Origin of the sequence: Embleya sp. NPDC050154 (assembly GCF_044460165.1) — a bacterium.
GTDB lineage: Bacteria > Actinomycetota > Actinomycetes > Streptomycetales > Streptomycetaceae > Embleya.
In genome coordinates, this window is record NZ_JBITJP010000006.1 from 149,702 (window position 1) to 163,375 (window position 13,674).

14 protein-coding genes are annotated in these 13,674 nt (G+C 68.1%); 3 read left to right on the forward strand and 11 right to left on the reverse strand.

Going from position 1 to position 13,674, the window contains the following annotated elements:
- Positions 1–106: 106 nt before the first annotated feature.
- From ACIBSV_RS15355 to ACIBSV_RS15390, 8 genes are all read right to left on the reverse strand, one after another.
- Entirely contained in the window at positions 107–2,338 is a 2,232-nt protein-coding gene (locus ACIBSV_RS15355) for a hypothetical protein (RefSeq protein ID WP_395863035.1), read from the reverse strand.
- 38 nt (positions 2,339–2,376) lie between these two features.
- Positions 2,377–4,137 carry a hypothetical protein gene (locus tag ACIBSV_RS15360; RefSeq protein ID WP_395863037.1) on the reverse strand — a complete coding sequence of 587 codons (1,761 nt, stop codon included), beginning with the start codon at positions 4,135–4,137 and terminating at the stop codon, positions 2,377–2,379.
- Between the two features lie 82 nt (positions 4,138–4,219).
- A complete protein-coding gene (locus tag ACIBSV_RS15365) occupies positions 4,220–5,641 on the reverse strand; it encodes a hypothetical protein (protein WP_395863039.1) in 1,422 nt (473 codons plus the stop codon).
- A gap of 66 nt (positions 5,642–5,707) precedes the next feature.
- Entirely contained in the window at positions 5,708–6,016 is a 309-nt protein-coding gene (locus ACIBSV_RS15370; protein ID WP_395863041.1) for a hypothetical protein, read from the reverse strand.
- Positions 6,013–6,267 (reverse strand): WhiB family transcriptional regulator, encoded by a 255-nt coding sequence (locus ACIBSV_RS15375; protein ID WP_395863043.1) that lies wholly within the window; start codon positions 6,265–6,267, stop codon positions 6,013–6,015. The genes ACIBSV_RS15370 and ACIBSV_RS15375 overlap by 4 nt, the downstream gene beginning before the upstream one ends.
- Positions 6,264–6,389 carry a hypothetical protein gene (locus ACIBSV_RS15380; protein WP_395863045.1) on the reverse strand — a complete coding sequence of 42 codons (126 nt, stop codon included), beginning with the start codon at positions 6,387–6,389 and terminating at the stop codon, positions 6,264–6,266. Before ACIBSV_RS15380 ends, ACIBSV_RS15375 begins: the two co-directional genes overlap by 4 nt.
- Positions 6,390–6,460: 71 nt before the next feature.
- Positions 6,461–6,820, reverse strand: coding sequence for a hypothetical protein (locus tag ACIBSV_RS15385; protein WP_395863047.1), 360 nt, complete (start codon positions 6,818–6,820; stop codon positions 6,461–6,463).
- Complete coding sequence (locus ACIBSV_RS15390) at positions 6,817–7,134, reverse strand: hypothetical protein (protein WP_395863049.1); 318 nt, start codon at positions 7,132–7,134, stop codon at positions 6,817–6,819. Before ACIBSV_RS15390 ends, ACIBSV_RS15385 begins: the two co-directional genes overlap by 4 nt.
- Before the next feature lie 753 nt (positions 7,135–7,887).
- Here ACIBSV_RS15390 and ACIBSV_RS15395 point away from each other — a divergent pair.
- Positions 7,888–8,646, forward strand: a complete 759-nt coding sequence (locus ACIBSV_RS15395; RefSeq protein WP_395863051.1) for an XRE family transcriptional regulator — start codon at positions 7,888–7,890, stop codon at positions 8,644–8,646.
- Positions 8,646–9,116: an NUDIX hydrolase gene (locus tag ACIBSV_RS15400; protein ID WP_395863052.1), complete on the forward strand. Its 471-nt coding sequence runs from the start codon at positions 8,646–8,648 to the stop codon at positions 9,114–9,116. Before ACIBSV_RS15395 ends, ACIBSV_RS15400 begins: the two co-directional genes overlap by 1 nt.
- Here the strand turns inward: ACIBSV_RS15400 and ACIBSV_RS15405 are convergent.
- Entirely contained in the window at positions 9,113–9,673 is a 561-nt protein-coding gene (locus ACIBSV_RS15405; RefSeq protein WP_395863054.1) for an HD domain-containing protein, read from the reverse strand. The two genes, ACIBSV_RS15400 and ACIBSV_RS15405, sit on opposite strands and share 4 nt — an antisense overlap.
- A complete protein-coding gene (locus tag ACIBSV_RS15410; protein ID WP_395863056.1) occupies positions 9,664–10,173 on the reverse strand; it encodes a GntR family transcriptional regulator in 510 nt (169 codons plus the stop codon). Before ACIBSV_RS15410 ends, ACIBSV_RS15405 begins: the two co-directional genes overlap by 10 nt.
- A gap of 512 nt (positions 10,174–10,685) precedes the next feature.
- Between ACIBSV_RS15410 and ACIBSV_RS15415 the strand changes: the two genes are divergently transcribed.
- On the forward strand, positions 10,686–11,681 hold the full coding sequence (locus ACIBSV_RS15415) for a hypothetical protein (protein WP_395863057.1): 996 nt from the start codon (positions 10,686–10,688) through the stop codon (positions 11,679–11,681).
- Positions 11,682–11,881: 200 nt separating this feature from the next.
- Here ACIBSV_RS15415 and ACIBSV_RS15420 read toward each other — a convergent pair whose 3' ends face one another.
- Entirely contained in the window at positions 11,882–13,480 is a 1,599-nt protein-coding gene (locus tag ACIBSV_RS15420; protein ID WP_395863059.1) for an HNH endonuclease, read from the reverse strand.
- Between the last annotated feature and the right edge of the window lie 194 nt (positions 13,481–13,674).

The window sequence follows — 13,674 nt, forward strand, 5'->3', positions numbered from 1 at the left end:
GCGCAACCCCGAACCCACGCCCGCCGACTCGGGGGGGGGGGGGGCCGCCCGGGGGGGGGGGGGGCCCCCCCCCCCACCCCCCCCGGTAGCAGTGCGTGACGAGCGGTCAGGCGTGGTCCGGGTGGACGAACACGCTGCGCGGGCCGTCCTCGCGGTAGACCAGGGCGCCGGTGTCGGCGAGCTTCTTCAGGACTTCACGGATCGTCTTGCGGTCGCGGACGACGAGTTCGGCGAGTGCGGTGACGCCCATGCCGTTCGTGCCTGCGGCGTGGATCGCGGCGAGCGCGGTGGGCAGCCAGTCCGGTCCGGCCGGGGCCGGCTCGGTCGGCTCCGGGCCGGATCGCTCGCCGCGGTCGCGGTGGGCGGACAGGTTGAGTCCGTGGAGGGGTTCCGGCTCGTCGGTGGTGCCGAACCGTGCGTCGATGGCGGCGGAGAGTTCGGCGACCTGGGCATCGACGTCGGCGTCCGGGCCTCCCGTGCCGCCGCCGGTGTTGCGGTTGCGGTGGGCGGAGAGGTTCAGGCCGCCCGGCTGGGGCCCGACCGTGCCGGTGCCCGTGTCGGTGGACCCGTCGGTGTCGGTGCGGGTCTCGCGGTCGACGAGGACGCCGCCGCCCTCGCAGATCTCGCGGATCCACGCAGTGCGTTCGGGAGACCAGCGCTCGGTGTAAACCGAGCCGAGGTGGCGGACACCGGCCGGTTCGAGGCTCGCCCGCAGGTGGTCGGTCGCCAGCGCGATGTGTGCGCAAAGGTCCGGCTCGCATCGCCAGGTCGTGAAGGGGGCGGCGGGAAATCCGGTCTCGGGTCCGGTGTTCGCGGCGACGACGCCGTTGCCGCGCGAGGTGTACTGGGCCACGTCGATCTTGGCTCGGGGGAAGAGCTTGACGACGTTGGCGTTGTCGGCCTCCTGCGCGGTGAGCACGGCTCGCACCGGGCTGTTCTTGCGCAGGTCGGTGGACCCGAGGTTGGACACGTTGCCGTCGACGGCCGTGAGGACGAGCCGGATGCCCATCGCGCGCGACATCTGCATGACCTTGAGAATCTTGCGGCCGATCTCGCGCCGCATCTGGTTCGCCTCCTTGCTACCGCCGGTGGTGTTGGCGAGCGCGAGGAGTTCGGCGCCTTCGTCGATGACGATCTCGATCATCGGGACCTGCGCGGACACCGGCAGCAACGTGGTGTTGTGCCGGGCCATCAGCTCCTGGTGGTGGCGCTGCCGCCAGGAGTTGTAGTCCAGTGCAGCCGTGAGCATGTCCAGGGCCTCGCCGGGGGTGGTGGCCACCCAATCGACGGCGGGCTTGGTCCCGGCCGGGGGCCGCTCGCGGTCGGGCAGCGGGTTCAGGAGCCCTTGGGCCTCCATCCACGGACGCAGCCAAGGCGCGGCGACGGCTCCGCCCTTGAGGTCGATCACCCAGGTCACCACGTCCGGGCAGCGGCAGAACCCGGCGATGACGTTGTTCAGGAACGTACTCTTGCCGGAGCCGGGAACGCCCAGGATGATCGCGCACGCCTCGCGCAGGTGCACGAGGACCTTCGAGCCGTTCGCGAATAGGCCCCACGGGATGCCCGCCAGGATCGACAGCGGTTCCAGTTCGTGCAGCGGGTAGTCCTTGATCTCGCTCAGGACCGCCCTGGTCGCGACTTCGAGGATCGCGCGGCCCTGCCGGACGCCCTGGGTCACGTTCACGGTGCAGCCGATCGGGAGTTCCGCGTCGGCGGCCAGGGCCTCGGTGTCGTTGCGGATCGACTTCCAGGTGACGCGGCCGGGCGGCATCTTCAGGTCCAGGTCGTACCCGGCCCCGCTCGCCCACGGCTCCACACCGAGGACCTGAACGTCAATCTGGCACACGCGCCGGATCCGCTCGCGCCACTCCCGTGCGATCTCCGTCCTCTCGCGCCCGAGTTCGCGTTCCAGAGCGCGTCGCTCGGTCGCGATTGCCTCCTCCTCGGCCGCTTCCTCGACGACTGCGGCGTGCGAGGCCATGGCGCCGACCCCGACACCGAGCGCGCCCAGCGTCCCCGCCGCCGTCCAGGTCAGCGGGTCGGTCGCGACCGCCCACGACGTCCAGCCACCGGCAAGGATCCACGCCATCGCGCGCACGCGCATCGTGGTGCCGGTCAGGTGCCGGTACAGGCCCGCGCCCAAGCCGTGGCCGAGGGCACCGGCCGCGCCGATCGCGGCCGGGACCGCCCACGGCATGCCCGCCGCGGTCCCGGCCAGCGCGACCGCCGCACACCCGGTCGTCGCGGACAGGGCACCGCTGACCGGGCCGTGACCGGCCGCCCAGTCCAGGCCCGGGCCCGCCGACTTCTCCGGCGAGGCTTTGGTCGACTTGCTCATCACGCGCTCCTTGGAGGATCGAAAGGCCGTTCCAGGGGTCAGTTGTTGTTGCCGGTGTCCCACTTGTCCTCGCCCGGACGCGGCTCCTCATGACGGCGGATGTCGCCCGCGTGCACGGTCCGGAACACCTGCGGGACGTCCTCCGCGCCGTCGGCCGCGCCGGCCAGGAGCCCGTGGATCGCGCCCAGTACGTCCGCGACCATCGGGTCCAGTGGCAGTTCGCTGTCGCTCTTCTCGGCGAGGATCTTGAAAACGTTCGCGAACGAGTGGAGCGCCGTGGGCAGCGACTCCAGGAACGCGAGCACCTGCATCGCGCCGTCCGGGTCGTACTGACCCGCCGCCGACTCGATCTCCTCACACATCAACGCCAGGTCGAACCCGCCCGTGTTGCCACTCACTTGGATGTCTCCTTTGTTGTTGTTGCTGCTGTCGTCGTCCGTGCTCGCCCCGCGCGGCGGGCGCTCCACCGTCGGCGCGACCTTCGCCGCCTCGTCGTCGTCCTCGTTCGCCGCCTCGTGGGCGGCGACGATCGCGACGTCCCGGTCGAGTCGGGCGTGCAGAGCCCGGCGCGTCAGCCCCGCCCACATCCGGCGACCGGGGTACATCAGCCAGGTCCAGCCCATCCGGCGACCGATCTCGGTGGAGACCACACCCAGCAACCCCACCGGCAGCACCGCCAGCGCGGTCGCCGCACACCGCAGCCGGTAGCGCCATGCGGACCGCCGCAGGGCCCGCCGGGCCATCGCCTCGCGCGCCCTCCCACGAGCCGCCGCGATCCGGTTCTCCCTCCGGCCGTCGCGCCGAGCTCGCCACGCGGACCGGGCTCGGGCCGCGCGACTCCCGATCGCACCGGTGAGCCGATTCCTCTTCGTCGGCGAATTCGCTGCGGCCTGGCGGGACTTTGCCTTGGAGTCACGGCGGGCGTCACGATGTGCGCGACGCGCCGCGGTCACCTGTCGCCGACGCTCCGCCCGGCTTCCACCCGAGCCTGCGGCCCGGGCAGACTTCACCGCACCGACCGCGCCCTTCGCGGCCCCGGCCTTCGCGGCGGCGGCCTTCGCAGCCCTGGCGACGCCCGCGCGGGCACCGGCGGCCTTGCCCGACACCGCCCCGCGACCGCCCGTGTGACCCGCGCCCGGCCCCTTGCCGCCCGGCGACTTGGAGCCCGCGCCCGGCTTCGAGCCCGGACCCGGCTTTGGGCCGGTACCGGACTTGGCCTTGCCCGCGACCGACTTGCCCGCGCCGGGGCCGCGACCGGCCCCACCGCCGAGGCCGGCACCCGATCCGCGTTTGCCGCCCGCTTTGCCGGCCCCACCGGACTTGCCGCCGGTGCCGCCGGACTTGCCGCCCGCGCGTCGCGTGCTGGGGGTCCCGCCCATGCCGAGCCGGGACAACGCCCCGACCCGGCCGTGACGGGTGGCTGCGGCGGCGGCCCGCTTGATCGCCCGCCGCTCACGCCGCGCGGGCGCGGTCCTGCCCTCGGCCGCCCGACGTTCGCGCCGCACGTTCATCGCACACGAGGCCGCCGCGCCGGTGGCCGTCACCCCAGCCACCACCGCGAGTCCGATCGCGTACGGGCCGCCGACCACGGCCGCCGACGAGACCAAGCCCACCGTGGTGTTCGAGGCCACGACCAGCGCGGGCACGGCCGGAACACCACCGGGGCTATGGGGAGTCGGCGTCGCCGGGCCGGACGAGCGCGTCTCCTCAGCCACCGGGGCGGCGGCGGGAGCGGGTGATTCCCGCGGCGGGAGGTCGATCCTGGAAGTGTCGAGCCCGGTGTCGATGGTCGTACTCATGGCGTCTCACCTCGTCCGAGAGGGAAAGGGCGGGTCCCGTCGTCACGGCGGGACCCGCCGTCGAGCCCGTGGAGACCGGTCGTCATTCGGCCGGGATGAGCTGTGCGTCGATCAGAGCCCGCACGAGCGCCGGACCGTCCTGACGGCGCATCCGCATCGCCTGAGCGAAGGCGTACGGCGAGACACCGAGGTGCCCCTTCGGCGAGCGCAGACGCGGGGTCTTCTCGACCGTCGCGAGCCGCGACATCCACTCCTTCGCCGCCCGCTTGAGGACCTTGTCCGGCAGGTTCAGAACGGCCTCGTCGGCCACGTCCCCGGTCTTGTCGGAATTCGCTTCGTTCTCAGCCGGGAACTGGGTCTTCGGCGCCTGCGGAGCCGTTCCGGGAACGGTCGCCACATGGACGCGTCGAACACTGCGGCGGCCGGGCATCCACAACTTCGGAACGTCTCGCACGCCTTCCGTGGGAACGGTTTCGGTGGTCTCCACCATGGGTGTGTCCACGGCCGGAACGTTCGTCTCACCGAGCGCCTTGTCCCGCCCCTTGCGGCCGTCCCACGCGAGAGCGACCGCTCGCCGGTACGTCGACCGCTTGGTGTCGCGGATCTCCGAGATCAGCGGCTGCGCGATGTCGACCGCGTGGGTGCGTTCCCACGCCTGCTCGAACGCGATCGGGTAGTCGACACCGGTCAGGTCGGCGATCCGCCGGGCACGCCGCGCGACGACCGGGTGCGACCGCCGGAGCCGCCGCCACCGCGCCACCTCCGCCGCCTGGGCACCCGAGCGCTCGGCCTTCTTGCCGCGCATCACGACCGCCCACACCACGAGCGCCATCGACGAGGCGACCCAGTAGATCCCGGCCCGATACACACCCGCCGCAGACGAGTCCTCGATCAGGTGACCGGCACCGTTGACGGTCGCCGCCAGCAATCCCATGCCGACCGTCGCGCCGTAGAAGAACTTGTGCGGCTGTTTCCTGTCGATCGCGTGCGCGGTCAGTCCGGCGAACGTGAGCACCGCGCCCTCGAACAACACCGGAATGGCCAACGCCATCACGCCCATCCCGAGCGCGTAGCCCGCCCCGGCCTGCCCCGTGCAGGCCGCGATCAGGCTGACCACCACCACCGGAACGGCGGGCAGCGGTACGTGGTGGGAGACCGCCGCGACGAACGCCCGGCGGGCCTTGACCCGTTCGACCTTCCTCGCGGCCCGCGCGTCGGCCTTGTCCCGCTTGGCCTTCGCTGCGGCCTTCTCCGCCGCCGCCTTCTCCGCGAGCTTGCGGGCCTGGGCCGCCTCCGCGTCCCGGCGCCGCTCCTCCGCCGCGAGCCGCGCGTCCTCGCGCAGCTGCTCGCGCTCCAGGCGCTCGTCCTCGCGCTGCATCGCCGCGTCCGCCAGCCGATCCGCGCGCCGTTCCTCACGACGCGACTGCGGCGCGGGGGTCGTCTTCGGGTCGCCGAACGTCACCGCCCGGACCGTCCCATTGAGAGTCGTCCTCGAATCCGACATGCTGGAATCTCCTCGTCAGAGGTAGGGGGCCCGGCGACGCCACCAAGCAGGCCGGGCCCCGGCTCGTCAGAACAGCGAATCGGCCGCATAATCGGCCGCGTTCGCCTCACGCCTCGCCTTGCGGATGGCGGCCTCGACCGCCGCGCGGCACCGCTCGCACCACACCGTCAACTCGCCCACCGACAGCGTCACCGCCGTTGCGAGCGGTACGCCGAGGTCGCGAGGGGCGACCGTGACGGCGTCCCGCCGCCCGCACACCCCACCCGAGTCCCGGTGCCGATTGCCACACACGGCCGCGCACGTGCACGCCCCGTCGTTCCGGCCCATCACGGCCGTCCACAGGGCGGCGCCCGCGATCGGCGCCCGCGCACTCACGCGGCCCTGCCCCGGGCCCGCGCCGCCCGCCGACCCGATCCGGTCGTCCCGCCCCGCACCGCCCACCGGTCGCGCTCGACCACCGCGGCGGCCCCGCACTCCTCGACCACCGGGCACCGCCCGCACACCTGACGAGCGACCTTGTTCCGGGCATACCGGTCGGACGAGGACTCGGGTCCGTCCGGACCCACGAACAACTCCGGCGACATCCCCGCGCACGCCGCGCGCGACCGCCACCCCTGCCCGCTCACCGCGCACGCCCCGCCGAAGCGACCCGCAACACCTCGGCGCGATCCGCGTACTCGTCCCACATCGCCGACGTCCACTCGCACTCGTCGCCGTAGCGCCTGGTCATCTCGTTCACCAGCGCCACAGCCGCCGATGCCACAACGGGAGCAACGGGCACCGCCCGGTTGACGGGCGCCGCCACGATCCCCCGGGCCGTCACGACCGGCTCCCGACCGCGTCCAGGCCCGCCGACTCGTAGACGACGGTCCACACGGTGAAGCGCGCACCGGCGAACACGAAGTACGCGTGGACGAAGACACAATCCGGGGCCGTCGACTTGGAGGGCCGCTCCGCCACGGTGCCGCCCATCAACCGGGCCACATCCGCCACGATCGCCCGCTCGTCCACGTCCACGTGGTGCACCGCAAGCATCCCGGAGACCGTGATCTCCTCGCCGTCCACCGACGTGTGCGGCTCGCGCACCTCCCACCGGTCGATCTCCGGCAGCTCCGGACCCATCGACAACAGCGCCTGCAACGCCGCCAACGACGCGGGCATCGTGCCCGGGCGCCTCATGCCGCCCTCACCGCCCCGCAACCCTCGACCGACACCACCGGCGCCGCCGCGGTGGCGAGCAGCAACTCGGCGCACACCGCCGTACCCGGATCCACCAACCACAACTGCTCGAACATGTCCTCGGCGTGCCGGGCCAGTTCGCGATCCCTCGCCCACAAGTCCGCGAGGATGTCCCGCGCCGCGTCCAACCGCGCCGCACGCTCCTCGGTCGTCTCACCGGGCTCGCCGTCGAACAGGGCCCAGTCGACGCCGAGCGCCGACTCGGCGAACTCGGCGGTCGTGAAAACAACGCGGTCGTTCACAATGGTTTTCACGGTCGTACTCCCTCTCTGGAGAAACGACCCACGGAGCGGCCACCACCCCACCAAGGACAGGTGGTCGCTCCGGCACACACCGGTGTGCCTCATCTCGAAAGACGAGTGGCCATGGCCCCCGGCGCGCGTGTCGTACCGCGCGCCGAGGACCAAAAACACTCGTTCAATGCCGCAGCGCTAGCCGCCGCAGTGCATTGAGAGATGACCGGTTGCCCGCAGCGCCGTGAGGCGCCTGTAGGCCCCGAGATAAGACGGCGCCGCCGTGCCGGTCGACCACGGCCGCGCCCATCGCCTTCGTTGATTCACTGCCACTCCTTCAGGCCGTTGATCAGGGGACTTGCACTGCACGGGGGACCTCGTCCCCACTCTCCGGCCGTTGCTCGCGGTCGCCGGGCCACCTCGCCAGTACGGGCCGAAACCCTGTTCTGCCTGGCCTTTAGCGGGATTGCAGCGTCCCCGCCCTCTGCATTCGTGCGGTTGTACGAGCCCAAACAGCGTTTGAGCAGCGCAAATAGCAGCCGCCCAAGCCATCTTGGGAAGAGCTAGTTCGACATGCGATACATGTTGAACATGTATCTCAGACTGACGTGCCGACAACCGCGCGTCAAGTCCGTCGGACGGTTTCTTTCGACGTCTTCGTCGATGACTCAACGTTGTCGCAGTCCTCCGGGACGTGATCACCCCGCTCTATGGCCACGTCGGGACGTCTGCGTCTACTGTCGACAACGTTCCGAAACGCCAAGGGGGTTGGACGTGTCGAACGAACGCCTACGGGCGGCGATTCTCCGCAGCGACTTCGACCTCTCCACGATCGCAACGAGGGTGGGAGTCGATCCGAAGACGATCGAAAAGTGGGTGGCCGGCCGCGCTCCGCACCGGCGCAACAAGTACGCCCTGGCGTCAGTGCTCGGCTGTGACGTCTCGTACCTGTGGGCCGACGAACAAGGCGCTGAGGCGACCACGGCAATGGGGCAGGCCGAGTTGGTGTCCCTCTACCCTCACCGCTCCGTCGTCCCCAACAGGGTCTGGACCGACCTCTACGAACGGGCTGTCGAGAACCTTGACGTCTTGGTCTACGCCGGGTTCTGGCTTTCGGAAGATCCGTTGTTCCTGCGCATCGTGCGAGAGAAGGCGCAGCGCGGAGCCAACGTGCGTCTGCTGCTGGGTGATCCGAACGGGGAATCGGTGGCGCAGCGTGGAGCGGACGAGGGCATCGGCGACGCCATGGCGAGCAAGATCCGCAACGCACTCGTCAACTACACGAAGCTGTTCGGGCTGCCCGGAGTCGAGTTCCGCGTGCACAACACGGTTCTCTACAACTCGATCTACCGCGCCGATGACGAACTTCTGGTCAACACACACGTGCACGGGGTCGGTGCGTACCTGGCCCCAGTGCTTCACATTCGCCGGTTACCGCAGGGCACGATGTTCGCCACCTACGCCGAGAGCTTCGAGCGGGTGTGGTCCGATGCCCGCCCGCTGTCCAGCCCCACCGACCTCGGGGATGCCTAATGTCTCGCATCGACTACTTCCACGATCCGGATGCCCCAACGGCCAACTCGGTCGTGCCGTCCGTAACAGCAGTCGTATTGGACGATCACGGAAGACTCTTGATGATCCACCGCACAGATAACGACCTGTGGGCGATTCCCGGTGGTGGCCACGATATCGGCGAGTCGATCGCAGATACGGTCATTCGCGAAGTTCGCGAGGAGACCGGAATCGATGTGGAGGTGACGGACCTGGTGGGGACGTACACCGACCCGCAGCACGTCATGGCATACGACGATGGTGAGGTACGTCAGCAGTTTTCCCTGTGCTTCCGAGCCCGTCCGATCGGCGGGGAGTTGCGAACCAGCAGCGAGTCCAAGGATGTTCGCTGGGTGGACCCGCAAAAGCTTGCTGCGCTCGACATCCACGAGTCGATTCGACTTCGCATCACGCACGGTCTCACTCGCGACTCGAAGCCGTACATCGGTTAGTGTGCTGGCCGATACTCCATCAGGCGTCTATCGACTCGCGTCGCGGCGGCGTAGATCTCCGGCTCTGCTCGGCGAATGAAACGCCCAATGAGGCTGTCAGGCCCGTATCGGCCCACGATCTCGGCGACCCGCTCGCGAGGATCCGTCGGGGTGCCGTCGGGAGTCGTGGTCATGTCACAGTAAATGAGGGCGTCGATCAAGTCGTCTCGCTCGGTCGGGAACTCACCAGCCAACTCGGCCCGCAGACCACGCTCCTCCGCTTCCAACAGAGCGCAGGAGTGATGGGCAACGAGGTTGGTGACGCGAGCATCGCCATGGGCACGATCACGAAGGAAGCGCGCACCGTCCAGCGGGTGAAACCCTGTCTCGACAAGGTCGGGGGCGTAGCCGATGTCGTGCAGAACCGCAGCCGCGTACAGCAACTCGGCGTCGCCACCAAGGATGGGTTCCAGATTTCTGGCGCATCCGGCGACGCCCTTCGAATGTTCCCAGCGCCGAGGCAAGGACTCCGCGAGCAGGTTCTCGGCAAGCTCGTACGCCCAATCCGTCAACTCCATGATTCGAGGCTACGAGGAGCTGCCCCGTCGCCACTATCCGGTGGGCGCACGCCCTCGGGGACGGCTGAAAGCTGCCGAGCTTTGCCTGGTACTGCTACCACGATCCCCGCGCCCTCCAGGTAGGCCAGGGCCTGGCGTACCTTGCCGCGGGAGACCTCGAACAGGGCGGCGAGTTCCGCCTCACTCCGAATCGGGTCCCCAGTGGCCAGTTCTCCTCGCCGAACGGCGTCGTAGATGTCCTCGACGATGCGTTCATGCAGCGGCTTCGAGCCTGTAGACGACGGTGACGAAGACCGCCATCCGATGCCCTTGCGAGACTCGACCAACCCGTCCTCCGCCAAGACGGCGAGGGCACGCCGCACGGTGGACCTAGCCACACCGAACCGCGCCTGAATCTCGGACTCGGACAACAGCACCTCATCGGCGGAGGACGCCGCAAGCTCGCGCCGAAGCGCGTCGGCAATGGTGAGGTACGTGCCACGCGGACTCGCGCCGCTCACCTGCACTCCTATCGTTCGAGCGGACGTCGGTTCACCCCTACCTGCATGGGGGCACCACTTCAGCCAACCCGGCGTTCCGGTGGTCGATGGGTCACCCCAACGTGTGAGGAGACCTCCGTCCCGCAAAGGTACCTAGGTTCCTTGGTGGCGAGGTACCTCCACACACGTGGGGCTCTGCTTCGACTCCGGCGTCGCTGTCGCCAATCGTTCGCCCGCCTCAGCGCACAGCACGTCAACGGGGCCACTGCATATGGGTTACAACGCAACCTCAGCTACGTACTTGTGCCAGCACTGGTCCGTAGCCGCAGCGCCGCCTGTAGCGCGATTCAGACACCGGCGTCCATTGCCAGGTTGGTCTTCTCGGCCGGAGCGCTAGGAACCTATCGAACGGTTGACGCCGATGGGCCAGCCCAACGTGGGTAGCAAAAACCGAGTCATGACGGGGAAGCGCTCGTAGAGTTAGATCCGGTCCGGTCCAGTCAGCGGCGGGGCCACTACCTGCTGGGGGGCACATGGCGATTTCACTGACTGATCGCAAGCGGTTGTGGGCACGTTCGGGTAATCAATGCGCCTTTCCTGGGTGCTTGAGAAGTCTGACCGGTGACCTTAGCGATTACAGCAAGGTTCCCGGCGTGCGCGAGGGAGTAGCGCTTGGCGAGGAAGCTCACATCGTTGCCGAATCTGATACGGGGCCGCGTGCAAACCCTGGAATGGCGCAATCTGCACGGGATGCATATGCGAACATAATTCTTCTGTGCGGAGAACATCATAAGGTAGTCGATGCTGCTGGTGGGCGGGATTTTTCGGTTGAAGTGCTTTTAACAATGAAATACGAGCATGAGAAGAAATTCGTCAGCCAGGGCGTATCTCCGCAGGCGGAGGCGGAGGCTGCCCAGCGAGCCGAGATATTCGTATCCGAGTGGGAGCGCCGTGTCGAACTGGCTTGCTGGGAAGTCTGGACATCTTGGTTACTTACCCCATCTCCGGTCATGGATCGGGAAAGGTTCGATCGCTTCTCTTCAAGTGCGCGATGGTTTGCGGTCAGGGAGTGGCCTAGCATGAACTTCCCAGAAATCCAGCGGGCGTCGAAGATCTTCTGTGAAATTTGGCAAGATTTGATCGGAGTCATCGACAAAGAATTTAGGCCACATCGAATCATATCCGATCGCTTCTGCTTGCACGAGAAGCATAAGGACATTCCATGGGATCCGCAGCTTTACAGGAAGTATGGTGATGAGTATAACTTCAATTGCGACCTAATCCATAATTTGGTGTTCCATTTGACGGCTGCTGCGAATCTTCTTTGTGAGAGTGTTCGTGGTGAACTGGATGCAAATTATCGCTTCAGTGAAGGTAGATTGATGATTTCTCGCGGTTTGACGGAAGATCTAGGTTTCGAGCATTTCAGCCCTATCTATTCGACTGAGCAGCGTGCTTCTGGGCTGCCGTACCCAGGCTTTAGGGCGGTGCGAGCCTCTATAGCGCAGGCCGCAGGGCGCAGACCCTAAGGCTCTGTCATGTGCTCCCGGTGAGCCTCAAGCGCCCTTTGCTCTGCGCTGAGGGCCGCGAGCCTAGGGTCGTTCTGACCGCTCGGCACCGAAGGGCTGCGGAATGGTGGGTAGCCTGAACGTCGATTCTGAGCGTGGGAGCAGGTCACGGCATAGTGCAGCCCTAGGCTCGGTCTCGCTGTAAATCTGCCCATGCGTACCTAGATGTTCGAGCCGTACGCGGCCGACAGGTGATCCGTGTGGCGCCTGCGCGCGACGTGGAGTAGTTCCTCCGCGAGTTCGTCGCGGTTGACGCCTCGGGTTTTCAGAGCGTGGCAGTTGGGGCAGAGCGCGATCATGACTTCGGGGATGTCCTGGCCGCCGCGGGCGAGGTCGTGGACGTGGTCGACCTCAAGGATGGGTTGGCCTGCGGTGGTGAGTTCGGTCGGGTGGCCGAGGCAGCGTGGGTTTTCGCAGGCTCCGGCGCTGCGTTCGATCACGGCCTGGCGCGCGCTGTGGTTGCGGGCCCGCCTGACGATTGCCTGTACGACGGCGCTCCCGATGCGGTCGTGTGCGCCCTGTGTGGCTCTTTGGTTGAGCAGCGCGTAGGCATTTGTGGTGTTGCTCTCGGAAGTGCGCAGCTGTTCGTTGACGGCGTCTTCGAGGGACGACGTGGCAAGGAGTTCGTGGGCCTCGGGCGGCCAGGATTCGGGGTCGGCGGAGGGGACCGGTCGCAGCAGCCAGGAATCCCCGTTCTGGCGGGAGGCCGCTGTGTCGGTGGACAGTTGTGCGCAACGTCCGACGACGACTGCCAGGGTCTCGAAATCCCAGCCTCCCACTCCGTCAGGGCGATGCACGCGGATGGGGCGGGTTGCGGCGCGGGCACGTTCGAGCGTTAGGTCTGTGCGGGTGTCGGGGGCGGTGTATCCGACGAGGTCGGTTTCGGGGATCGGCCCGTCCTGGTTGGGGCCGCCGGGTTCGTAACGCAGGTCCGGGCTTTTGCCTTCGGCGTCTTCTGTGACGCCCGGTCCGTGTGAGGCAGGGTCCGCGTCGGGGAGCGCCCAATCCGAACGTGCCCACTCGACGAGTCCGGGCGGTACGGGATCGGGGAACTTCGACAGTACGAGTTCGATTGCGGCGTCGAGGACGCGGGATTCCTTCGTGAGCAACTTGTGGTCGGCGGCGGGGAATCCCATCGTCGGGTTGGACCGGTTCAGTTCGCCCAGGTTCGGACGCTGCGACGCCGTCAGGTGCTCGGTACCGTCCACCTCCCACAGACCGTCATTGCGCAGGGCCCAGACCGGATACAGAGCCTGGGCGTTCGCGTCCCGAGCGTTGCCGAACTTCTTGCCGACGACCGTGAGAGCGCCGCGCACGACGGACCACGGCTGTCGGGGATCTGCCTCCAGGCGAACTTGTTTCAGTGCCCACAGCAGCATCAAGGGGCGGTGCAGCGCGGTTCGGTCCGCGAACCTCTGCGGAGACACCGCCTTCACGCGCGACAGGAACTCCGCCCCGGCTGCGGAGTTCTCGGTATACCGATCGATCACCACGAACCCCAGACGCTCCATGACGGCGTTCGCCGCCGCGTGCCCGCCACTGAACCGGTCGTTCGTCAAGGGCCCCCGCTCCGGGAACTGATATCCGTACGCAGCTCCGACCAGCGCCTTGACGTCGTAGAGAGATCCTTCGTGGTCGACGAAGTAGCGAGTCGACCGGCCGTACCTATACCGCGCCAAGAACGTGTCTCGCCCGATCTCGTCGAACTCGTCGATGGCTCGCAGCACCGCGCCCGGCTCCGTCAGCTCCCTGAGGACCACAGTTGCTCCCCGACTCCGAGTGGATTCAACTCGACGCTCGCCAGGCTAAGGCCGGGTACCGACATGGCGCGGCCCGTCCCACGATGGGGTGTTCGTGAACCACCGAGACACTCACGGCGCGCTCCGAACCGTCCGCCCACCATGGTTACGGGTCGATAACTTTCGGTACCGGCTGGCCGGGCTCGCGTGTGTAT